The organism is Escherichia sp. 93.1518 (assembly GCF_013368915.2).
GTDB lineage: Bacteria > Pseudomonadota > Gammaproteobacteria > Enterobacterales > Enterobacteriaceae > Escherichia > Escherichia ruysiae.
Genome location: NZ_JABWMT020000002.1, coordinates 62,247 through 83,661 on the forward strand (window position 1 = coordinate 62,247; position 21,415 = coordinate 83,661).

Annotated in this window: 18 protein-coding genes and 1 pseudogene; 16 read left to right on the top strand and 3 right to left on the bottom strand. The window is 53.0% G+C overall.

Going from position 1 to position 21,415, the window contains the following annotated elements:
- The first annotated feature begins 1 nt into the window (after position 1).
- From nuoB to nuoN, 12 genes are all read left to right on the top strand, one after another.
- On the top strand, positions 2-664 hold the full coding sequence (gene nuoB, locus HEN21_RS01940) for an NADH-quinone oxidoreductase subunit NuoB (RefSeq protein ID WP_000386733.1): 663 nt from the start codon (positions 2-4) through the stop codon (positions 662-664).
- A gap of 89 nt (positions 665-753) precedes the next feature.
- Positions 754-2,556 (top strand): NADH-quinone oxidoreductase subunit C/D, encoded by a 1,803-nt coding sequence (gene nuoC / locus HEN21_RS01945; RefSeq protein ID WP_000247878.1) that lies wholly within the window; start codon positions 754-756, stop codon positions 2,554-2,556.
- A 2-nt stretch (positions 2,557-2,558) separates the two neighbouring features.
- Complete coding sequence (gene nuoE, locus HEN21_RS01950) at positions 2,559-3,059, top strand: NADH-quinone oxidoreductase subunit NuoE (RefSeq protein ID WP_000545042.1); 501 nt, start codon at positions 2,559-2,561, stop codon at positions 3,057-3,059.
- Entirely contained in the window at positions 3,056-4,393 is a 1,338-nt protein-coding gene (gene nuoF / locus HEN21_RS01955) for an NADH-quinone oxidoreductase subunit NuoF (RefSeq protein WP_000789511.1), read from the top strand. Before nuoE ends, nuoF begins: the two co-directional genes overlap by 4 nt.
- 52 nt (positions 4,394-4,445) lie before the next feature.
- Entirely contained in the window at positions 4,446-7,172 is a 2,727-nt protein-coding gene (gene nuoG / locus HEN21_RS01960) for an NADH-quinone oxidoreductase subunit NuoG (RefSeq protein ID WP_010350616.1), read from the top strand.
- On the top strand, positions 7,169-8,146 hold the full coding sequence (gene nuoH, locus HEN21_RS01965; RefSeq protein ID WP_000118507.1) for an NADH-quinone oxidoreductase subunit NuoH: 978 nt from the start codon (positions 7,169-7,171) through the stop codon (positions 8,144-8,146). Before nuoG ends, nuoH begins: the two co-directional genes overlap by 4 nt.
- A 14-nt stretch (positions 8,147-8,160) precedes the next feature.
- Entirely contained in the window at positions 8,161-8,703 is a 543-nt protein-coding gene (nuoI, locus tag HEN21_RS01970; RefSeq protein WP_000172749.1) for an NADH-quinone oxidoreductase subunit NuoI, read from the top strand.
- 11 nt (positions 8,704-8,714) lie between these two features.
- Complete coding sequence (gene nuoJ / locus HEN21_RS01975) at positions 8,715-9,269, top strand: NADH-quinone oxidoreductase subunit J (RefSeq protein ID WP_000393513.1); 555 nt, start codon at positions 8,715-8,717, stop codon at positions 9,267-9,269.
- Positions 9,266-9,568, top strand: coding sequence for an NADH-quinone oxidoreductase subunit NuoK (nuoK, locus tag HEN21_RS01980; protein ID WP_000612644.1), 303 nt, complete (start codon positions 9,266-9,268; stop codon positions 9,566-9,568). Before nuoJ ends, nuoK begins: the two co-directional genes overlap by 4 nt.
- Entirely contained in the window at positions 9,565-11,406 is a 1,842-nt protein-coding gene (nuoL, locus tag HEN21_RS01985; protein WP_001056629.1) for an NADH-quinone oxidoreductase subunit L, read from the top strand. Before nuoK ends, nuoL begins: the two co-directional genes overlap by 4 nt.
- Before the next feature lie 165 nt (positions 11,407-11,571).
- Complete coding sequence (nuoM, locus tag HEN21_RS01990) at positions 11,572-13,101, top strand: NADH-quinone oxidoreductase subunit M (protein WP_000926452.1); 1,530 nt, start codon at positions 11,572-11,574, stop codon at positions 13,099-13,101.
- A gap of 6 nt (positions 13,102-13,107) precedes the next feature.
- Positions 13,108-14,565: an NADH-quinone oxidoreductase subunit NuoN gene (gene nuoN, locus HEN21_RS01995; RefSeq protein WP_000156703.1), complete on the top strand. Its 1,458-nt coding sequence runs from the start codon at positions 13,108-13,110 to the stop codon at positions 14,563-14,565.
- A 68-nt stretch (positions 14,566-14,633) separates the two neighbouring features.
- Here the strand turns inward: nuoN and HEN21_RS02000 are convergent, their stop codons facing one another.
- Both HEN21_RS02000 and HEN21_RS02005 read right to left on the bottom strand, forming a co-directional pair.
- Complete coding sequence (locus tag HEN21_RS02000) at positions 14,634-15,137, bottom strand: YfbM family protein (RefSeq protein ID WP_000525339.1); 504 nt, start codon at positions 15,135-15,137, stop codon at positions 14,634-14,636.
- A 101-nt stretch (positions 15,138-15,238) separates the two neighbouring features.
- Positions 15,239-16,210: pseudogene (locus HEN21_RS02005) on the bottom strand (M28 family metallopeptidase).
- A 136-nt stretch (positions 16,211-16,346) separates the two neighbouring features.
- Here HEN21_RS02005 and HEN21_RS02010 point away from each other — a divergent pair.
- Positions 16,347-18,110 (top strand): vWA domain-containing protein, encoded by a 1,764-nt coding sequence (locus HEN21_RS02010; RefSeq protein ID WP_176252014.1) that lies wholly within the window; start codon positions 16,347-16,349, stop codon positions 18,108-18,110.
- Between the two features lie 122 nt (positions 18,111-18,232).
- On the opposite strand, the gene rbn is transcribed toward HEN21_RS02010, so the two are convergent.
- Complete coding sequence (gene rbn / locus HEN21_RS02015) at positions 18,233-19,150, bottom strand: ribonuclease BN (RefSeq protein ID WP_176252013.1); 918 nt, start codon at positions 19,148-19,150, stop codon at positions 18,233-18,235.
- Positions 19,151-19,214: 64 nt separating this feature from the next.
- Here rbn and HEN21_RS02020 point away from each other — a divergent pair, with 64 nt between their 5' ends.
- The 3 genes from HEN21_RS02020 to menF all read left to right on the top strand — a co-directional run bounded on the left by HEN21_RS02020 (position 19,215) and on the right by menF (position 21,410).
- Positions 19,215-19,676 (top strand): GNAT family N-acetyltransferase, encoded by a 462-nt coding sequence (locus tag HEN21_RS02020; protein ID WP_000568143.1) that lies wholly within the window; start codon positions 19,215-19,217, stop codon positions 19,674-19,676.
- Positions 19,677-19,730: 54 nt separating this feature from the next.
- The gene (gene elaB, locus HEN21_RS02025; protein WP_000070621.1) at positions 19,731-20,036 is read left to right on the top strand and encodes a stress response protein ElaB; all 306 of its coding nucleotides are present in this window, start codon (positions 19,731-19,733) and stop codon (positions 20,034-20,036) included.
- Between the two features lie 78 nt (positions 20,037-20,114).
- Positions 20,115-21,410, top strand: coding sequence for an isochorismate synthase MenF (gene menF, locus HEN21_RS02030; RefSeq protein ID WP_176252012.1), 1,296 nt, complete (start codon positions 20,115-20,117; stop codon positions 21,408-21,410).
- The last annotated feature ends 5 nt before the right edge of the window (positions 21,411-21,415 follow it).

Below are 21,415 nucleotides of genomic sequence, written 5' to 3' on the forward strand. Positions count from 1 at the left end.
GATGGATTATACGCTCACCCGCATAGATCCCAACGGTGAGAACGACCGTTACCCCCTGCAAAAGCAGGAGATCGTAACCGACCCTCTGGAGCAAGAAGTTAACAAAAACGTGTTTATGGGCAAGCTCAATGACATGGTTAACTGGGGTCGTAAAAACTCAATTTGGCCGTATAACTTCGGTCTTTCCTGCTGTTACGTTGAGATGGTGACCTCATTTACTGCGGTGCATGACGTGGCGCGTTTTGGCGCAGAAGTATTACGTGCTTCGCCGCGTCAGGCTGACCTGATGGTGGTGGCAGGAACCTGCTTTACCAAAATGGCACCGGTTATTCAGCGTCTGTATGACCAGATGCTGGAGCCGAAATGGGTTATCTCCATGGGAGCCTGTGCCAACTCTGGCGGTATGTACGACATTTATTCCGTTGTACAGGGCGTTGATAAATTCATTCCGGTTGATGTGTATATCCCGGGGTGTCCGCCGCGTCCGGAAGCGTATATGCAGGCACTGATGCTGTTGCAGGAATCTATTGGTAAAGAACGTCGCCCGCTCTCCTGGGTCGTTGGCGATCAGGGCGTTTATCGCGCCAATATGCAATCAGAGCGCGAACGCAAGCGCGGTGAACGCATTGCCGTTACCAACCTGCGCACCCCTGACGAGATTTAATTTGCGCCTGTCGGCAAAGGTATTTTTCTTCGCTTATTCCTAAATCTATTGCGCGAAGCCACGCCGACAGTCACCACGGACCATATGCAATGGTGAACAATATGACCGACTTAACCGCGCAAGAACCCGCCTGGCAGACCCGCGATCATCTTGATGATCCGGTGATAGGCGAACTGCGCAACCGTTTTGGGCCGGATGCCTTTACTGTTCAGGCGACTCGCACCGGGGTTCCCGTTGTGTGGATCAAGCGTGAACAATTACTGGAAGTTGGCGATTTCTTAAAGAAACTGCCGAAACCTTACGTCATGCTGTTTGATTTACACGGCATGGACGAACGTCTGCGCACCCACCGCGAAGGGCTGCCTGCTGCGGATTTTTCTGTTTTCTACCATCTGATTTCCATCGATCGTAACCGCGACATCATGCTGAAGGTGGCGCTGGCTGAAAACGACCTGCACGTACCGACCTTTACCAAATTGTTCCCGAACGCCAACTGGTATGAGCGTGAAACCTGGGATCTGTTTGGCATTACTTTCGACGGTCACCCGAACCTGCGCCGCATCATGATGCCGCAAACCTGGAAAGGTCACCCGCTGCGTAAAGATTACCCGGCGCGCGCAACCGAATTCTCGCCGTTTGAGCTGACCAAAGCCAAACAGGATCTGGAGATGGAAGCCCTGACCTTCAAACCGGAAGAGTGGGGGATGAAGCGTGGCACCGAAAACGAGGACTTCATGTTCCTCAACCTCGGTCCGAACCACCCGTCGGCGCACGGGGCTTTCCGTATCGTTTTGCAACTCGACGGCGAAGAGATTGTCGACTGCGTACCAGACATCGGCTACCACCACCGTGGCGCGGAGAAAATGGGCGAACGCCAGTCATGGCACAGCTACATTCCGTATACCGACCGTATCGAATACCTCGGCGGCTGCGTTAACGAAATGCCTTATGTGCTGGCGGTAGAGAAACTGGCCGGAATTACCGTGCCGGATCGCGTTAACGTGATTCGCGTAATGCTTTCCGAACTGTTCCGTATCAATAGCCACCTGCTGTACATCTCGACCTTTATTCAGGACGTCGGCGCAATGACGCCAGTATTCTTCGCCTTTACCGATCGTCAGAAAATTTACGATCTGGTGGAAGCAATCACTGGTTTCCGTATGCACCCGGCGTGGTTCCGTATTGGCGGCGTAGCGCACGACCTGCCACGTGGCTGGGATCGTCTGCTGCGTGAGTTCCTCGACTGGATGCCGAAACGTCTGGCGTCTTACGAGAAAGCGGCGCTGCAAAACACCATTCTGAAAGGCCGTTCCCAGGGCGTTGCCGCCTACGGTGCGAAAGAGGCGCTGGAGTGGGGCACCACCGGTGCTGGCCTGCGAGCCACCGGGATCGACTTCGACGTGCGTAAGGCGCGTCCTTATTCTGGCTATGAAAACTTCGACTTTGAAATCCCGGTTGGTGGTGGCGTTTCTGACTGCTACACCCGCGTAATGCTGAAAGTGGAAGAGCTGCGCCAGAGCCTGCGCATTCTTGAGCAGTGCCTCAACAACATGCCGGAAGGCCCGTTCAAAGCGGATCACCCGCTGACTACGCCGCCGCCGAAAGAGCGCACGCTGCAACATATCGAAACCCTGATCACCCACTTCCTGCAAGTGTCGTGGGGGCCAGTGATGCCTGCCAATGAATCCTTTCAGATGATTGAGGCGACCAAAGGGATCAACAGTTACTACCTGACCAGCGACGGCAGCACCATGAGTTATCGCACCCGTATCCGCACGCCGAGTTATGCGCACTTGCAGCAAATTCCGGCGGCGATCCGTGGCAGCCTGGTGTCTGACCTGATTGTTTATCTGGGCAGTATCGATTTTGTTATGTCAGATGTGGACCGCTAATTATGCACGAGAATCAACAACCACAAACCGAGGCTTTTGAGCTGAGTGCGGCAGAGCGTGAAGCGATTGAGCACGAGATGCACCACTACGAAGACCCGCGTGCGGCGTCCATTGAAGCCCTGAAGATCGTTCAGAAGCAGCGTGGCTGGGTGCCGGACGGTGCGATCCACGCGATCGCTGACGTTCTGGGTATTCCGGCGAGCGATGTCGAAGGCGTGGCAACATTCTACAGCCAGATCTTCCGCCAGCCAGTTGGTCGCCATGTGATCCGTTATTGCGACAGCGTGGTCTGTCACATCAACGGTTACCAGGGCATTCAGGCGGCGCTGGAGAAAAAACTGAACATCAAACCAGGGCAAACGACGTTTGACGGTCGCTTTACGCTGCTGCCAACCTGCTGCCTGGGGAACTGTGATAAAGGGCCGAACATGATGATCGATGAGGACACTCACGCGCATCTGACCCCGGAAGCGATCCCTGAACTGCTGGAGCGGTATAAATGAAAAACATTATCCGTACTCCCGAAACGCATCCGCTGACCTGGCGTCTGCGCGATGACAAACAGCCAGTGTGGCTGGATGAATACCGCAGCAAAAACGGTTACGAAGGGGCGCGTAAGGCGCTGACCGGACTTTCTCCGGACGAAATCGTTACTCAGGTAAAAGACTCCGGCCTGAAAGGGCGCGGCGGTGCAGGCTTTTCTACTGGCCTGAAGTGGAGCCTGATGCCGAAAGACGAATCCATGAACATCCGTTACCTGCTGTGTAACGCCGATGAAATGGAGCCGGGCACCTATAAAGACCGCCTGCTGATGGAACAACTGCCGCACCTGCTGGTGGAAGGTATGCTCATCTCCGCGTTTGCGCTGAAAGCTTACCGTGGCTATATCTTCCTGCGCGGCGAATATATCGAAGCGGCAGTGAATCTACGCCGTGCCATTGCCGAAGCCACCGAAGCGGGTCTGCTTGGCAAAAACATTATGGGAACAGGTTTTGATTTTGAACTGTTTGTCCATACCGGGGCAGGGCGCTACATCTGCGGTGAAGAAACAGCGTTAATCAACTCCCTGGAAGGGCGTCGCGCTAACCCGCGTTCAAAACCGCCATTCCCGGCAACCTCCGGCGCATGGGGTAAACCGACCTGCGTCAACAACGTCGAAACCCTGTGTAACGTTCCGGCAATCCTTGCTAACGGCGTGGAGTGGTATCAGAACATCTCGAAAAGCAAAGATGCTGGCACCAAGCTGATGGGCTTCTCCGGTCGGGTGAAAAATCCGGGTCTGTGGGAACTGCCGTTCGGCACTACCGCACGCGAGATCCTCGAAGATTACGCCGGTGGTATGCGTGACGGCCTGAAATTCAAAGCCTGGCAGCCAGGCGGCGCGGGCACCGACTTCCTGACCGAAGCGCACCTTGACCTGCCGATGGAATTCGAAAGTATCGGTAAAGCGGGCAGCCGTCTGGGGACGGCGCTGGCGATGGCGGTTGACCATGAGATCAACATGGTATCGCTGGTGCGTAACCTGGAAGAGTTTTTCGCCCGTGAATCCTGCGGCTGGTGTACACCGTGCCGTGACGGTCTACCGTGGAGCGTGAAAATTCTGCGTGCGCTGGAGCGGGGCGAAGGTCAGCCGGGCGATATCGAAACACTTGAGCAACTGTGTCGATTCTTAGGCCCGGGTAAAACCTTCTGTGCCCACGCACCTGGTGCGGTGGAGCCGTTACAGAGCGCCATCAAATATTTCCGCGAAGAATTTGAAGCGGGAATCAAACAGCCGTTCAGCAATACTCATTTGATTAATGGTATTCAGCCGAACCTGCTGAAAGAACGCTGGTAACCGAATTTCGATTAACGCTCAGTCTCTGACTGAGAAAACTGGAAGCATGCTAATGGCTACAATTCATGTAGACGGCAAAGAATACGAGGTCAACGGAGCGGACAACCTGCTGGAAGCTTGTCTGTCTCTGGGTCTCGATATTCCTTACTTTTGCTGGCATCCGGCGCTGGGAAGCGTCGGTGCTTGCCGCCAGTGTGCGGTGAAGCAATACCAAAACGCGGAAGACACGCGTGGTCGCCTGGTGATGTCCTGTATGACACCGGCTTCCGATGGCACCTTTATTTCCATTGACGACGAAGAAGCGAAACAGTTCCGTGAAAGTGTGGTCGAGTGGTTAATGACTAACCACCCGCACGACTGTCCGGTATGTGAAGAAGGCGGTAACTGCCACCTTCAGGATATGACCGTGATGACCGGGCATACCTTCCGTCGCTACCGTTTCACCAAACGTACCCACCGCAATCAGGATCTGGGGCCGTTCATCTCTCATGAAATGAACCGCTGCATCGCCTGTTACCGCTGTGTGCGTTACTACAAAGATTACGCTGACGGTACGGATCTGGGCGTTTATGGTGCGCATGACAACGTCTACTTCGGTCGCCCGGAAGATGGCACCCTGGAAAGCGAATTTTCCGGTAACCTGGTCGAAATTTGCCCGACCGGCGTATTTACCGACAAAACGCACTCCGAGCGTTACAACCGTAAATGGGATATGCAGTTTGCGCCGAGCATCTGCCAGCAATGTTCCATCGGCTGTAACATCAGCCCCGGCGAACGTTACGGCGAACTGCGTCGTATCGAAAACCGTTACAACGGTACGGTAAACCACTACTTCCTCTGCGACCGTGGTCGTTTCGGTTACGGCTACGTCAACCTGAAAGATCGTCCGCGTCAGCCGGTACAGCGTCGTGGCGATGATTTCATTACCCTCAACGCCGAACAGGCAATGCAGGGCGCAGCAGATATTCTGCGTCAGTCGAAGAAAGTCATCGGCATCGGCTCTCCGCGTGCCAGCGTGGAAAGCAACTTTGCGCTGCGTGAGCTGGTGGGCGAAGAAAACTTCTATACCGGTATTGCTCACGGTGAGCAGGAACGTCTGCAACTGGCGCTGAAAGTACTGCGTGAAGGCGGCATTTATACGCCGGCACTGCGCGAAATCGAATCTTACGATGCGGTACTGGTACTGGGTGAAGACGTTACCCAGACCGGCGCACGCGTCGCGCTGGCGGTGCGTCAGGCGGTGAAAGGTAAAGCACGCGAAATGGCGGCAGCACAGAAAGTGGCTGACTGGCAGATTGCGGCAATCCTCAACATCGGTCAACGTGCGAAGCATCCGCTGTTTGTCACTAACGTTGATGACACCCGTCTGGATGATATTGCGGCGTGGACTTATCGCGCACCGGTTGAAGATCAGGCACGTTTAGGTTTTGCCATCGCCCATGCGCTGGATAACTCCGCACCGGCAGTTGACGGTATCGAGCCTGAGCTGCAAAGCAAAATCGACGTCATCGTGCAGGCACTGGCAGGTGCGAAGAAACCGTTGATTATCTCCGGGACGAACGCCGGTAGCACAGAAGTGATTCAGGCGGCGGCTAACGTGGCGAAAGCCCTGAAAGGTCGCGGCGCTGACGTAGGTATCACCATGATTGCCCGTTCCGTCAACAGCATGGGGCTGGGCATTATGGGCGGCGGTTCGCTTGAAGAAGCGTTAACCGAACTGGAAACCGGACGCGCCGACGCGGTGGTGGTGCTGGAAAACGATCTGCATCGTCACGCTTCCGCAACCCGCGTGAATGCTGCGCTGGCTAAAGCGCCGCTGGTGATGGTGGTTGACCATCAACGCACAGCGATCATGGAAAACGCCCATCTGGTGCTTTCCGCCGCCAGCTTTGCTGAAAGCGACGGTACGGTTATCAACAACGAAGGCCGCGCTCAACGTTTCTTCCAGGTTTACGACCCGTCCTATTACGACAGCAAAACGGTCATGCTGGAAAGCTGGCGCTGGCTGCACTCGCTGCACAGCACCCTGCTGAGCCGTGAAGTGGACTGGACGCAGCTCGACCATGTGATTGATGCCGTTGTGGCGAAAATCCCGGAGCTGGCGGGTATCAAAGATGCCGCGCCGGATGCGACATTCCGCATTCGTGGTCAGAAACTGGCTCGTGAGCCGCACCGTTACAGTGGTCGTACCGCCATGCGCGCCAACATCAGCGTTCATGAACCGCGCCAGCCGCAGGATATTGACACCATGTTCACCTTCTCGATGGAAGGTAACAACCAGCCGACCGCGCACCGTTCACAAGTGCCGTTTGCCTGGGCACCGGGCTGGAACTCCCCGCAGGCGTGGAACAAATTCCAGGACGAAGTGGGCGGCAAACTGCGCTTTGGCGATCCGGGCGTGCGTCTGTTTGAAACCAGCGAGAATGGTCTGGATTACTTCACCAGCGTACCGGCACGCTTCCAGCCGCAGGACGGGAAATGGCGTATCGCGCCGTACTACCACCTTTTTGGCAGCGATGAACTGTCACAGCGTGCTCCGGTCTTCCAGAGCCGTATGCCGCAGCCGTACATCAAACTCAACCCAGCGGATGCCGCGAAGTTGGGCGTGAATGCGGGGACACGCGTCTCCTTTAGTTACGATGGCAACACGGTCACGCTGCCGGTTGAAATCGCCGAAGGGCTGACGGCAGGGCAGGTGGGCTTGCCGATGGGTATGTCCGGCATTGCTCCGGTGCTGGCTGGCGCGCATCTTGAGGATCTCAAGGAGGCACAACAATGAGTTGGATATCACCGGAACTGATTGAGATCCTGCTGACCATCCTCAAAGCGGTGGTGATCCTGCTGGTGGTTGTCACCTGTGGGGCATTCATGAGCTTTGGCGAACGTCGCCTGCTGGGTCTGTTCCAGAACCGTTACGGACCTAACCGTGTTGGCTGGGGCGGTTCGCTCCAGCTGGTCGCGGACATGATCAAAATGTTCTTTAAAGAAGACTGGATCCCGAAATTCTCGGATCGCGTCATCTTTACCCTGGCGCCGATGATTGCCTTTACCTCGCTGCTGCTGGCCTTTGCGATTGTGCCAGTCAGTCCGGGTTGGGTGGTTGCCGACCTGAACATCGGGATTTTGTTCTTCCTGATGATGGCAGGTCTGGCGGTCTACGCGGTGCTGTTTGCGGGCTGGTCAAGTAACAACAAATACTCGCTGTTGGGTGCGATGCGTGCTTCTGCGCAGACCCTGAGCTACGAAGTGTTCCTCGGGCTTTCCCTGATGGGCGTGGTGGCGCAGGCCGGTTCATTCAACATGACCGACATCGTCAACAGCCAGGCGCATGTGTGGAACGTCATCCCGCAATTCTTTGGTTTTATTACCTTTGCCATCGCGGGTGTGGCGGTGTGTCACCGCCATCCGTTTGACCAGCCGGAAGCCGAGCAGGAACTGGCGGATGGTTACCACATTGAATACTCCGGCATGAAGTTCGGTCTGTTCTTCGTGGGTGAGTACATCGGGATTGTGACCATCTCTGCACTGATGGTGACGCTGTTCTTCGGTGGCTGGCAAGGCCCGTTGTTACCGCCATTCATCTGGTTCGCGCTGAAAACCGCGTTCTTTATGATGATGTTCATTTTGATTCGTGCGTCGTTACCACGTCCGCGTTATGACCAGGTAATGTCCTTCGGCTGGAAAATCTGCCTGCCGCTGACGCTGATCAACTTGCTGGTAACGGCGGCTGTCATTCTCTGGCAGGCGCAATAAGGGGCACTAAGACCATGACCTTAAAAGAATTGTTAGTAGGTTTCGGCACCCAGGTTCGTAGTATCTGGATGATCGGCCTGCACGCGTTCGCCAAACGCGAAACGCGAATGTACCCGGAAGAGCCGGTCTATCTGCCGCCCCGTTATCGTGGTCGTATTGTTCTGACCCGCGACCCGGACGGTGAAGAGCGTTGCGTAGCCTGTAACCTCTGCGCGGTAGCCTGCCCGGTCGGCTGTATCTCGCTGCAAAAAGCAGAAACCAAAGACGGTCGCTGGTATCCGGAATTTTTCCGCATCAACTTCTCACGCTGCATTTTCTGTGGTCTGTGCGAAGAAGCCTGTCCGACCACGGCGATCCAGTTAACCCCGGATTTCGAAATGGGGGAATACAAGCGCCAGGATCTGGTTTACGAGAAAGAGGATCTGCTGATCTCCGGTCCGGGCAAATACCCGGAATATAACTTCTACCGGATGGCAGGTATGGCAATCGACGGCAAAGATAAGGGCGAAGCAGAGAACGAAGCCAAGCCTATCGACGTCAAGAGCCTGTTACCGTAAGGAGAGGGGCAATGGAGTTCGCTTTTTATATCTGTGGCCTGATAGCCATACTTGCGACCTTGCGAGTGATCACCCATACCAATCCGGTACACGCACTGCTGTACCTGATTATTTCGCTGCTGGCGATTTCCGGGGTGTTCTTCTCACTAGGCGCTTACTTCGCCGGTGCGCTGGAAATTATCGTCTACGCGGGTGCCATTATGGTGCTGTTCGTGTTCGTGGTGATGATGCTCAACCTGGGCGGTTCGGAAATCGAACAGGAACGCCAGTGGCTGAAACCGCAGGTGTGGATTGGTCCGGCAATTTTGTCGGCCATCATGCTGGTGGTGATTGTTTACGCCATTCTCGGTGTTAACGATCAGGGTATCGACGGTACGCCAATCAGTGCTAAAGCAGTGGGTATTACGCTGTTCGGGCCTTACGTACTGGCGGTTGAACTGGCTTCTATGCTGCTGCTGGCTGGTCTGGTTGTCGCCTTCCACGTCGGTCGTGAAGAGCGTGCGGGTGAAGTGCTGAGCAATCGTAAAGACGACAGCGCGAAAAGAAAAACGGAGGAGCGCGCATGATCCCCTTACAACATGGACTGATCCTCGCGGCAATCTTATTCGTTCTTGGCTTAACCGGTCTGGTTATCCGTCGCAATCTGCTGTTTATGCTGATTGGTCTGGAAATCATGATTAACGCCTCCGCGCTGGCCTTTGTGGTCGCCGGTAGCTACTGGGGCCAGACCGACGGTCAGGTGATGTACATTCTCGCCATCAGCCTCGCGGCGGCGGAAGCGAGTATCGGCCTTGCGCTGCTGCTGCAACTTCACCGTCGTCGCCAGAACCTGAACATCGATTCAGTAAGTGAGATGCGCGGATGAACATGCTTGCCTTAACCATTATTTTGCCATTGATTGGCTTCGTCCTGCTGGCGTTCTCCCGTGGGCGCTGGTCTGAAAACGTCTCGGCGATCGTGGGCGTTGGCTCTGTAGGCCTGGCGGCGCTGGTAACTGCCTTTATTGGCGTCGATTTCTTCGCTAATGGCGAGCAGGCTTACAGCCAGCCGCTGTGGACGTGGATGTCGGTAGGCGACTTTAATATCGGTTTCAACCTGGTGCTGGACGGCCTGTCGCTGACCATGCTCTCGGTGGTCACCGGTGTGGGTTTCCTGATCCACATGTACGCTTCCTGGTATATGCGCGGTGAAGAGGGATACTCTCGCTTCTTCGCCTACACCAACCTGTTCATCGCCAGCATGGTGGTTCTGGTTCTCGCCGACAACCTGCTGCTGATGTACCTCGGCTGGGAAGGCGTGGGCCTGTGCTCCTATCTGCTGATCGGGTTCTATTACACCGATCCGAAGAATGGCGCAGCGGCAATGAAAGCGTTCGTCGTGACCCGTGTGGGTGACGTGTTCCTCGCTTTCGCGCTGTTCATTCTCTACAACGAACTGGGCACCCTGAACTTCCGCGAAATGGTGGAACTGGCACCAGCGCACTTTGCTGAAGGCAATAACATGCTGATGTGGGCGACGCTGATGCTGCTGGGCGGTGCGGTCGGTAAATCTGCGCAGCTGCCGTTGCAGACATGGCTTGCCGACGCGATGGCTGGCCCGACGCCTGTCTCTGCGCTGATCCACGCTGCAACGATGGTAACCGCTGGTGTCTACCTGATCGCCCGTACCCACGGTCTGTTCCTGATGACTCCGGAAATTCTGCATCTGGTCGGTATCGTGGGTGCGGTGACGCTGGTGCTGGCAGGCTTTGCCGCGCTGGTACAAACCGACATCAAACGTGTTCTCGCTTACTCCACCATGAGCCAGATTGGCTACATGTTCCTGGCGCTTGGCGTACAGGCATGGGATGCGGCGATTTTCCACTTGATGACCCACGCGTTCTTTAAAGCGTTGCTGTTCCTGGCATCCGGTTCCGTCATTCTGGCTTGTCATCACGAACAGAACATCTTCAAGATGGGCGGTCTGCGTAAATCTATTCCGCTGGTTTATCTCTGCTTCCTGGTGGGCGGCGCGGCACTGTCGGCACTGCCGCTGGTCACTGCGGGCTTCTTCAGTAAGGATGAGATCCTCGCGGGTGCGATGGCGAATGGTCATATCAATCTGATGGTGGCAGGTCTGGTCGGTGCGTTTATGACCTCGCTCTACACCTTCCGTATGATTTTCATCGTCTTCCACGGAAAAGAACAAATTCACGCTCACGCCGTGAAAGGGATCACCCACAGCCTGCCGCTGATTGTGCTGCTGATCCTTTCCACTTTCGTTGGCGCACTGATTGTACCGCCGCTGCAGGGCGTGCTTCCGCAAACTACGGAACTGGCACACGGCAGCATGTTGACCCTGGAAATTACCTCTGGCGTGGTTGCGGTCGTCGGCATTCTGCTGGCAGCCTGGCTGTGGCTGGGTAAACGTACTCTGGTGACCTCCATTGCCAACAGTGCGCCGGGTCGCCTGCTGGGAACCTGGTGGTACAACGCCTGGGGCTTTGACTGGTTGTACGACAAAGTGTTCGTCAAGCCGTTCCTGGGTATTGCCTGGTTGCTGAAACGCGATCCGCTGAACTCAATGATGAACATTCCGGCGGTTCTCTCGCGCCTTGCGGGTAAAGGTCTGCTGTTCAGTGAGAACGGCTACCTGCGCTGGTATGTGGCATCCATGAGCATCGGTGCGGTCGTGGTGCTGGCACTGTTGATGGTACTGCGTTGAGTTAAGGATTGTGGGGTCGCCCCTGGGCATATAAGTACGTAGGTCGGATAAGCCGCCTTCGCGGCGCATCCGACACTACAACCGCAATCCGAAGAGAATTTTCTGTCGTGAGAATTCGTTGAAAATCCGGTCCTGACGGGACTTTTACAAGGAATAAAGATCGCCATGTTACTACCCTGGCTAATATTAATTCCCTTTATCGGCGGCTTCCTGTGCTGGCAGACCGAACGCTTTGGCGTCAAGGTGCCGCGCTGGATCGCGCTGATCACCATGGGATTGACGCTGGCGCTGTCGCTGCAACTCTGGTTGCAGGGCGGTTATTCACTGACGCAATCCGCCGGAATTCCGCAGTGGCAGTCTGAATTCGACATGCCGTGGATCCCGCGTTTTGGAATCTCTATCCATCTCGCCATTGATGGTCTGTCGCTGCTGATGGTCGTCCTGACCGGTCTGCTCGGCGTGCTGGCGGTACTTTGCTCGTGGAATGAGATCGAAAAATATCAGGGCTTCTTCCACCTCAACCTGATGTGGATCCTGGGCGGCGTTATCGGCGTGTTCCTTGCCATCGACATGTTCCTGTTCTTCTTCTTCTGGGAAATGATGCTGGTGCCGATGTACTTCCTGATCGCACTGTGGGGGCATAAAGCCTCTGACGGTAAAACGCGTATCACGGCGGCAACCAAGTTCTTCATTTATACCCAGGCGAGTGGTCTGGTGATGTTGATCGCCATCCTGGCGCTGGTTTTCGTTCACTACAATGCGACCGGCGTCTGGACCTTCAACTATGAAGAGTTGCTGAATACGCCAATGTCCAGCGGTGTGGAATATCTGCTGATGCTGGGCTTCTTCATCGCCTTTGCGGTGAAAATGCCGGTGGTTCCACTGCACGGCTGGCTGCCGGATGCGCACTCCCAGGCACCGACTGCCGGTTCCGTTGACCTCGCGGGGATCTTGCTGAAAACCGCCGCTTACGGTCTGCTGCGTTTCTCCCTGCCGCTGTTCCCGAACGCGTCGGCAGAGTTCGCGCCAATCGCTATGTGGCTGGGTGTTATCGGCATCTTCTACGGTGCGTGGATGGCCTTTGCCCAGACCGATATCAAACGTCTGATCGCCTACACCTCGGTTTCCCACATGGGCTTCGTGCTGATTGCTATCTACACCGGCAGCCAGTTGGCCTACCAGGGCGCGGTAATCCAGATGATTGCGCACGGCTTGTCGGCGGCGGGTCTGTTTATTCTTTGTGGTCAGCTTTATGAACGTATCCATACCCGCGACATGCGCATGATGGGCGGTCTGTGGAGCAAGATGAAATGGCTGCCAGCACTGTCGCTATTCTTTGCGGTGGCAACGCTTGGGATGCCAGGCACCGGTAACTTCGTCGGCGAATTTATGATTCTGTTCGGCAGCTTCCAGGTTGTCCCGGTGATTACCGTTATCTCTACCTTTGGGCTGGTCTTTGCATCTGTTTATTCGCTGGCGATGTTGCATCGCGCTTACTTCGGTAAAGCGAAAAGCCAGATTGCCAGCCAGGAACTGCCAGGGATGTCGCTGCGTGAGCTGTTTATGATCCTGTTGCTGGTGGTGCTGCTGGTACTGCTGGGCTTCTATCCGCAGCCGATTCTGGATACCTCGCACTCCGCGATTGGCAATATCCAGCAGTGGTTTGTTAATTCCGTTACTACTACAAGGCCGTAAATCGCCATGACAATAACTCCACAAAACCTGATCGCACTGCTACCGTTGCTGATCGTCGGCTTGACGGTGGTGGTTGTGATGCTCTCCATTGCGTGGCGACGCAATCATTTCCTCAACGCTACGCTCTCGGTTATTGGGCTTAACGCGGCGCTGGTTTCGCTCTGGTTTGTCGGCCAGGCGGGCGCTATGGACGTTACGCCGCTGATGCGCGTTGATGGTTTCGCCATGCTTTACACCGGGCTGGTACTGTTGGCGAGCCTCGCCACCTGTACTTTCGCTTACCCGTGGCTTGAAGGCTATAACGACAACAAGGACGAGTTCTACCTGTTGGTGTTAATTGCCGCGCTGGGCGGGATCCTGCTGGCGAATGCCAACCATCTGGCGTCTCTGTTCCTCGGTATCGAACTGATCTCTCTGCCGCTGTTTGGCCTGGTCGGTTACGCTTTCCGCCAGAAACGTTCGCTGGAAGCCAGTATCAAATACACCATTCTCTCTGCCGCCGCGTCTTCTTTTCTGCTGTTCGGTATGGCGCTGGTGTACGCGCAGTCTGGTGACCTGTCGTTTGTTGCACTGGGTAAAAACCTCGGCGATGGTATGCTCAACGAGCCGCTGTTGCTGGCAGGTTTCGGCCTGATGATTGTTGGCCTCGGCTTCAAACTCTCTCTGGTGCCGTTCCACCTGTGGACGCCAGACGTATACCAGGGCGCGCCAGCTCCGGTTTCCACCTTCCTGGCGACGGCGAGCAAAATCGCTATCTTCGGTGTGGTGATGCGTTTGTTCCTTTACGCACCGGTGGGTGACAGCGAAGCGATTCGCGTGGTGCTGGCGATTATCGCCTTTGCCTCCATCATCTTCGGTAACCTGATGGCGCTGAGCCAGACCAACATCAAACGTCTGCTCGGTTACTCATCTATCTCTCACCTCGGCTATCTGCTGGTGGCGCTGATTGCGCTGCAAACTGGCGAGATGTCGATGGAAGCGGTAGGGGTTTACCTGGCCGGTTATCTGTTCAGCAGCCTCGGTGCGTTCGGTGTGGTCAGCCTGATGTCCAGCCCGTACCGTGGCCCGGATGCTGATTCCCTGTTCTCTTACCGTGGTCTGTTCTGGCATCGCCCGATCCTCGCGGCAGTGATGACCGTGATGATGCTGTCTCTGGCCGGTATTCCGATGACGCTGGGCTTTATCGGTAAGTTCTACGTGCTGGCAGTTGGTGTTCAGGCGCACTTATGGTGGCTGGTGGGCGCTGTGGTTGTCGGTTCGGCAATTGGTCTCTACTACTACCTGCGTGTGGCGGTGAGCCTGTACCTTCATGGTTCAGAACAGCCAAACCGTGATGCGCCGTCAGACTGGCAGTACACAGCAGGTGGTATCGTGGTGCTGATATCCGCACTGTTGGTACTGGTGCTGGGTGTATGGCCGCAACCGCTGATTAGCATTGTGCGTTTGGCAATGCCGATGATGTAAGTCGTCAGTCTGTAAGCTGAGAAAGCCGCCGACATGTTCGGCGGTTTTTTTATGGTGCCCTGACACCATCACCCAACAATAACCGTCAGCGCATGATTCCCTTGCCGTAGCATACGTCTGTACGCACTAATCAGCTTTTCCATATCAAGCATGATCGAAGCAAAGAGCTGCCCCTCTAACTCTTCTGAAAAGGTCACTCCCGGATATATCTCCATTTCATTGAGCCGCTGAATGGAAAACTGTTTACGCAGCTCATTTCGGTCGAGTGCCTCCAGGCGGTCGATAGTAGCGGCTAATTCCTGATTCCATGTCAATCCCAGGAAACCATCGATACCCTCTTCGAGACTATGTTCACCGAGCACAGCACGACTCAGCGGATCATTCTTCGCTGGATCAAAGGCAGAGGTGCCCGTCAGGCCAAAATGTAAAAAATCCCAGCGTTTATCAATATCCAGTCGCCTTGAGCCTGAAAGCGTTTCATGAATATCGTCCATTAAAGATTTTTCATTAGACTCAATCAGCTTGTTGGCCTTTTCTGAGTTTATTTCCGCAAAATACGCAATCATTCCCATCTTATTTCTCCCGTCAGATTTCCTTTTGCGCATCTTAAAACAGACGGAGAAAAATAAAATATACAAGCTGCTTTTTCTGGAGCCGCCTCGAGGAAATTTTATTATTTACTGTTGTACAACAAGGTTATAACACCATCCACCACCTGCGCCATTTTCTGATAGTTCAGTCTGTCTGCTGTATCGCCGGGCTGGTGATATTGTTTATTACGATAAAAAGCTGTGTCTGTAATCATGACGGCGGGAATATCCTGCTGCCAGTAATTAAGGTGGTCGGAGAAATCAATACCGGGAATAAAATCAGGGGCATTAATAGAATAAACAGATAATTCTTTTGACGATAACAACGCGGCTTTTACCTGACGCACGGCGCTGATATCCTGCATTCTGCCGACCACAGCAATAAAGTCACCTCGATCGGGATAAAGCCAGGACATCGCAGAGTAAGGATAGTCTTGACTCCCAGGCGCGGAATCATAAAACCCAATCATTTCAAGGGATATCATCAGTTTAACCGGGCGCATCAGGGTAACGGCATGTACCGCGCTTCCCATTTCGTCACTGCGAAAGAAGGGCGGCTCTTCCGAAGCATAGGCAACCAGTTGTACGCCAATAGCTGGTGCTTTCTGTTGTAGCAGACGCGCCAGTTCCAGTAATCCTGCGACGCCGCTGGCGTTATCATCCGCACCAGGCGTATAGATTAATTGGTCGTTTTCATAACTGGTTGCGGAATCATAGTGCGCACCAATAATAATCAGCGGTCCATCCTGTGGACCATAGTCAGCAATAATGTTTTTGTAAGGCCCATCAATAATAGGAACCCTCTGTTCGGTAACTTTTGCCCCGCTTTGTGTGAAAATATTTTTAATATAGCTGGCAGATATATTCAATTTATCAATATGATCAGCACTGCGTGGATACTGTGTTTGTGAAAGATAACGTACCGTTTATTCTAACTGCTCAGGGCTGGCATGTTGCGGTGTGGGGGGTAAGGCGCTGACGTAAGGTTGATATAAAACAAGTAAAGGGAGAGAAAATATTAGCAATATGATATAGAGAGGAATTATTCTTTTCATATATTTATTGTTGATGAAATGTGTTGTTTTATCATTATTCATGATGAGTGCCAGTAATGTATTTAATTAATACTGACAGGAATATACAAAAGATATATTTTACGCCAGGTTCATGAGTTTTTTAAAAGGAATTTGTATGAGAAATAAAAATATAATTATGTTGCTTATTGGTGGTTTGATTTTGACAGGATGCGGACAGGAGCCTGATGATAAGGAAAACCCGCAGCACCAATCTACTACATCGACAGACCAGCAAGCGCGAGCCGCGCAACAAGCGGCAACAAAAGTGGCTGAGCAAAGAGCCGCCGCTGCTAAAGCCGCTGCAGACGCGAAAGCAAAAGCCTTAGTCCAGCAAGAAGCGCAACAATACTCAGACAAACAAGCTTTACAGGGGCGATTGCAGGAAGCGCCAACATATGAAAGAGCGGCTAAAGCAAAAGCTACACATATCTCAAATCCTGGAACCGCTCGCTACCAGCAGTTCGATGACAATCCGGTTAAGCAGGTAGCGCAAAACCCGTTGGCGACGTTTAGCCTTGATGTTGACACCGGCAGCTATGCAAATGTACGCCGTTTTCTCAATCATGGGCAGTTGCCTCCGCCAGATGCAGTGCGGGTGGAGGAGATGGTGAATTACTTTCCGTCAGACTGGGTTATTAATGATAAAAGCAATAATAAAGAGCTTGTTCCCGCCAGTAAGCCTGTACCTTTTGTTATGCGCCACGAACTGGCACCGGCGCCATGGAATGAGCAGCGAACCTTACTGAAAGTGGATATTCTGGCGAAAGACCTCAAAAGTGAAGCGTTGCCTGCTTCTAATCTGGTCTTTCTTATCGACACGTCCGGGTCAATGTATTCTGATGAACGCTTACCTCTAATTCAGTCTTCTTTGAAATTGCTGGTCAAAAAACTCCGTGATCAGGACAACATTTCTATCGTGACCTATGCCGGTGACTCCCGTATTGCGTTGCCTTCTACCTCCGGGAATCATAAAGATGAAATCAATGCTGCTATTGATTCGCTGAATGCCAGAGGTAGCACTAATGGCGGTGCCGGGCTGGAGATGGCTTATCAGCAGGCAGCTAAGGGGTTTATTAAAGGTGGCGTCAATCGCATTTTATTAGCAACTGACGGTGATTTTAACGTTGGCATTGACGATCCAAAATCGATTGAATTAATGGTGAAAAAACAGCGGGAGTCTGGTGTTACGCTATCGACGCTGGGCGTAGGAGGGGATAATTACAATGAGGCAATGATGGTGAGAATTGCCGATGTCGGCAACGGTAATTACAGCTACATTGATACCCTATCTGAAGCGCAGAAAGTGTTAAACAGCGAAATGCATCAGACGTTGGTTACCGTGGCGAAAGATGTTAAAGCGCAGATTGAGTTTAACCCGGCGTGGGTGACGGAATATCGTCAGATTGGTTATGAAAAGCGCCAACTGCAGGCAGAAGATTTTAATAACGACAATGTTGATGCTGGCGATATTGGCGCAGGTAAACATATAACTTTGTTATTTGAATTAACGCTGAACGGACAAAAAGCGTCAATTGATAAATTACGCTATGCACCGGATCAGAAATCAGCGAAATCGGACAAAGCGAAAGAGCTGGCATGGTTAAAGATACGCTGGAAATACCCTCAGGGAAAAGAAAGTCAGTTAGTTGAATTTCCACTGCTACCGACAACTAATGCTCCTTCTGAAGATATGTATTTTCGCGCAGCAGTAGCTGCATATGGGCAAAAGTTACGCGGTTCTGAATACCTGAACAATACATCCTGGCAGCAGATCAAACAGTGGGCGCGGCAGGCAAAAGGGCAAGATTCTCAAGGTTACAGAGCTGAATTTATTCGTCTGACTGAACTGGCGGAAGGTCTGGACAATTTACAAAACTAAAAATGATAAATCTGTTTGCCTGATATCGACATCAAGCATATTCGGCAAACAGATGAAAGATATGTCGAATAAGTACGTTGGCATCATGAAATTAATCCGCCAACTAACTACCGCATTTCGATTTAAATGCTAAACACCGCGAAATCGCTCGCCAGTTCTGTTGCCGGGAAAATTGCCCGGCACTCGCGTAATAAATGCTGACAGCCTTTATCATCATAGCGTGAGCTGACGTGGGTAATGATCAATTTGCCGACACCCGCCTCACGAGCCAGAGTCGCCGCCTGACGGCTTGAACTGTGCCCACGGCTGTTAGCTTTGGCTTCCATCTCCATATCCAGCGTCGTTTCGTGAACCATTATGTCGACACCTTTAGCAAGATCGATTGCGGCATCGCAAGGGCCGGTATCACCGAAAATGGCGATTGATTTACCCGGCGTAGGCGCGGCTAAGTAATCAGCGCCGTTAATCTGCCGACCGTCTTCCAGCGTGACTGTTTTGCCTTTTTTCAAATCCTGGAACAGCGGACCGGGTTGTACGCCGGCATCTTTTAACGCCTGGGCATTCAGCGCGCCTGGTTTATCATGTTCTTCAATACGATAGCCGTAACACTCCAGTGGATGTTCCATTGGATATGCCGTTACCTTGCGCAGGCCATCATCAACTATTTCTCCTGCCGTAATTTCAACAATTTCCAGCGGATAATCGGTCCATGAGCCGCTAATGCGTAACGCTGTCTCAACAAATTCACGGATACCTTTCGGACCATAAATCGTTAATGGTTGCATAATGCCTGACATGGAACGACTGCATAGCAATCCGGGCAAGCCAAAAAGGTGATCGCCATGAAGATGGCTTATAAAAATCTTGTCCAGTTTTCCTGGGTTAAATGCCGTGTGCAACATCTGGTGTTGTGTACCTTCACCACAGTCAAATAACCAAAGCCCGGCTTGCGTCGGATGTTGCAGATTAAGCAATATGGCTGTGACATTACGTGTCCGGGTCGGAACACCTGCCGAAGTACCTAAAAAAATTAATTCCATGAGTTCATCACGCTGCTGAAAATATTCCGGCTAGTATAAAGCAAACAGCACAAAGGAGCCTTCCATGATCGACTGGCAAGATCTGCATCATTCTGATTTATCCGTTTCTCAGCTTTATGCCTTATTACAACTGCGTTGTGCGGTATTTGTAGTGGAACAAAACTGTCCTTACCAGGATATCGATGGTGACGATCTGGAGGGAGAAAATCGCCACATTCTCGGTTGGCATAACGGGACACTGGTGGCGTATGCGAGGATTCTGAAAAGTGACGACGAACTGCAACCCGTCGTGATTGGTCGGGTGATTGTCAGCGAAGACTTACGCGGCGAAAAAATCGGTCAACAATTGATGAGTAAGGCGCTGGAATCGTGTACTCGCCACTGGCCGGAGAAGCCGATCTATCTGGGGGCGCAGGCGCATTTACAAAACTTTTATGGGCAATTTGGTTTCATCCCTGTGACAGATATTTATGAGGAGGATGGTATTCCGCATATCGGGATGGCGCGCGAGGTTATTCAGGCGTAATCGATAACCGTTGTCTATAGTTAGTGGCAGGTTTTACGCAAATGGAGAACGATAATGTCTAATCAGTTTGGTGATACACGTATCGATGACGACCTGACGTTGCTGAGTGAAACACTTGAAGAGGTACTACGTTCCTCTGGCGATCCCGCCGATCAAAAATATGTTGAGTTAAAGGCGCGTGCAGAAAAGGCGCTGGATGATGTGAAAAAAAGGGTAAGCCAGGCTTCTGACAGTTATTACTATCGGGCGAAGCAGGCGGTTTATCGCGCCGATGACTACGTCCACGAAAAACCCTGGCAGGGAATTGGCGTTGGCGCGGCTGTTGGACTGGTATTAGGACTGTTGCTGGCACGCCGTTAAAACCTCCCTACACTGGGGTACTGCATTTTTTCTGTAGTACCCCGTATAATGTGAGGCTTTTAACAGGGAGAGGTCCGCGTGCAATCACTTACTACGGCGCTGGAAAATCTACTGCGCCATTTGTCGCAAGAGATTCCGGCGACACCCGGCATTCGGGTTTTCGACATTCCTTTCCCTCTCAATGACGCTTTTGATGCCTTAAGCTGGCTGGCCAGTCAGCAAACGTATCCGCAATTTTACTGGCAACAACGTAATGGCGATGAAGAAGCTGCCGTGCTGGGCGCAATCACCCGCTTTACGTCGTTGGATCTGGCGCAACGTTTTCTTCGTCAGTATCCGGAACACACCGACTTACGTATCTGGGGACTGAATGCGTTTGACCCGTCGCAGGGCAATCTACTTTTACCACGCCTGGAATGGCGACGCTGTGGCGGTAAAGCCACGCTACGGCTGACGCTATTCAGTGAAAATTCCCTTCAGCACGATGCTGTTAAGGCAAAAGAATTTATCGCCACACTGGCGAATATTAAACTTTTTCCCGCGTTACGTTTAACCACCACGAAAGAACAACACTGGCCGGACAAAACTGGCTGGACGCGATTAATCGAACTGGCAACGAAAACCATCGCCGAAGGTGAGCTCGACAAAGTGGTTCTTGCTCGGGCGACTGACCTGCATTTCGCAAGTCCGGTCAATGCGGCGGCGATGATGGCTGCCAGCCGGCGGCTCAATCTGAACTGCTATCATTTTTACATGGCCTTTGATGGCGAAAATGCTTTTCTTGGCTCAACGCCTGAGCGGCTATGGCGGCGGCGAGACAAAGCTCTGCGTACCGAAGCTCTGGCGGGAACGGTAGCAAATCATTCTGATGATAAGCAGGCGCAGCAGTTGGGTGAGTGGCTGATGGCGGATGATAAAAACCAGCGCGAGAACATGCTGGTGGTGGAAGATATCTGCCAACGATTGCAGGCCGATACCCAGACGCTGGATGTGTTACCGCCGCAGATACTGCGTCTGCGTAAAGTGCAGCATCTGCGCCGCTGTATCTGGACTTCACTCAACAAAGCGGATGATGTGATTTGTTTACATCAGTTGCAGCCAACGGCAGCAGTTGCTGGTTTACCGCGCGATCTGGCGCGGCAGTTCATCGCCCGGCACGAACCGTTCACCCGTGAATGGTATGCCGGTTCTGCGGGGTATCTCTCATTACAACAAAGCGAATTCTGCGTTTCCCTGCGCTCGGCGAAAATCAGTGACAATGTGGTGCGATTATATGCCGGAGCAGGCATTGTCCGAGGCTCAGACCCCGAGCAGGAGTGGCAGGAAATCGACAACAAAGCGGCAGGGTTGCGAACATTATTACAAATGGAATAGTAATG

What these genes read in the sequence shown, in the direction of transcription:
- nuoB (WP_000386733.1), top strand. Translation starts at nt 2, where the DNA reads ATGGATTATACGCTCACCCGCATAGATCCCAACGGTGAGAACGACCGT.
- nuoC (WP_000247878.1), top strand. Translation starts at nt 754, where the DNA reads ATGGTGAACAATATGACCGACTTAACCGCGCAAGAACCCGCCTGGCAG.
- nuoE (WP_000545042.1), top strand. Translation starts at nt 2,559, where the DNA reads ATGCACGAGAATCAACAACCACAAACCGAGGCTTTTGAGCTGAGTGCG.
- nuoF (WP_000789511.1), top strand. Translation starts at nt 3,056, where the DNA reads ATGAAAAACATTATCCGTACTCCCGAAACGCATCCGCTGACCTGGCGT.
- nuoG (WP_010350616.1), top strand. Translation starts at nt 4,446, where the DNA reads ATGGCTACAATTCATGTAGACGGCAAAGAATACGAGGTCAACGGAGCG.
- nuoH (WP_000118507.1), top strand. Translation starts at nt 7,169, where the DNA reads ATGAGTTGGATATCACCGGAACTGATTGAGATCCTGCTGACCATCCTC.
- nuoI (WP_000172749.1), top strand. Translation starts at nt 8,161, where the DNA reads ATGACCTTAAAAGAATTGTTAGTAGGTTTCGGCACCCAGGTTCGTAGT.
- nuoJ (WP_000393513.1), top strand. Translation starts at nt 8,715, where the DNA reads ATGGAGTTCGCTTTTTATATCTGTGGCCTGATAGCCATACTTGCGACC.
- nuoK (WP_000612644.1), top strand. Translation starts at nt 9,266, where the DNA reads ATGATCCCCTTACAACATGGACTGATCCTCGCGGCAATCTTATTCGTT.
- nuoL (WP_001056629.1), top strand. Translation starts at nt 9,565, where the DNA reads ATGAACATGCTTGCCTTAACCATTATTTTGCCATTGATTGGCTTCGTC.
- nuoM (WP_000926452.1), top strand. Translation starts at nt 11,572, where the DNA reads ATGTTACTACCCTGGCTAATATTAATTCCCTTTATCGGCGGCTTCCTG.
- nuoN (WP_000156703.1), top strand. Translation starts at nt 13,108, where the DNA reads ATGACAATAACTCCACAAAACCTGATCGCACTGCTACCGTTGCTGATC.
- HEN21_RS02000 (WP_000525339.1), bottom strand. Translation starts at nt 15,137, where the DNA reads ATGGGAATGATTGCGTATTTTGCGGAAATAAACTCAGAAAAGGCCAAC.
- HEN21_RS02010 (WP_176252014.1), top strand. Translation starts at nt 16,347, where the DNA reads ATGAGAAATAAAAATATAATTATGTTGCTTATTGGTGGTTTGATTTTG.
- rbn (WP_176252013.1), bottom strand. Translation starts at nt 19,150, where the DNA reads ATGGAATTAATTTTTTTAGGTACTTCGGCAGGTGTTCCGACCCGGACA.
- HEN21_RS02020 (WP_000568143.1), top strand. Translation starts at nt 19,215, where the DNA reads ATGATCGACTGGCAAGATCTGCATCATTCTGATTTATCCGTTTCTCAG.
- elaB (WP_000070621.1), top strand. Translation starts at nt 19,731, where the DNA reads ATGTCTAATCAGTTTGGTGATACACGTATCGATGACGACCTGACGTTG.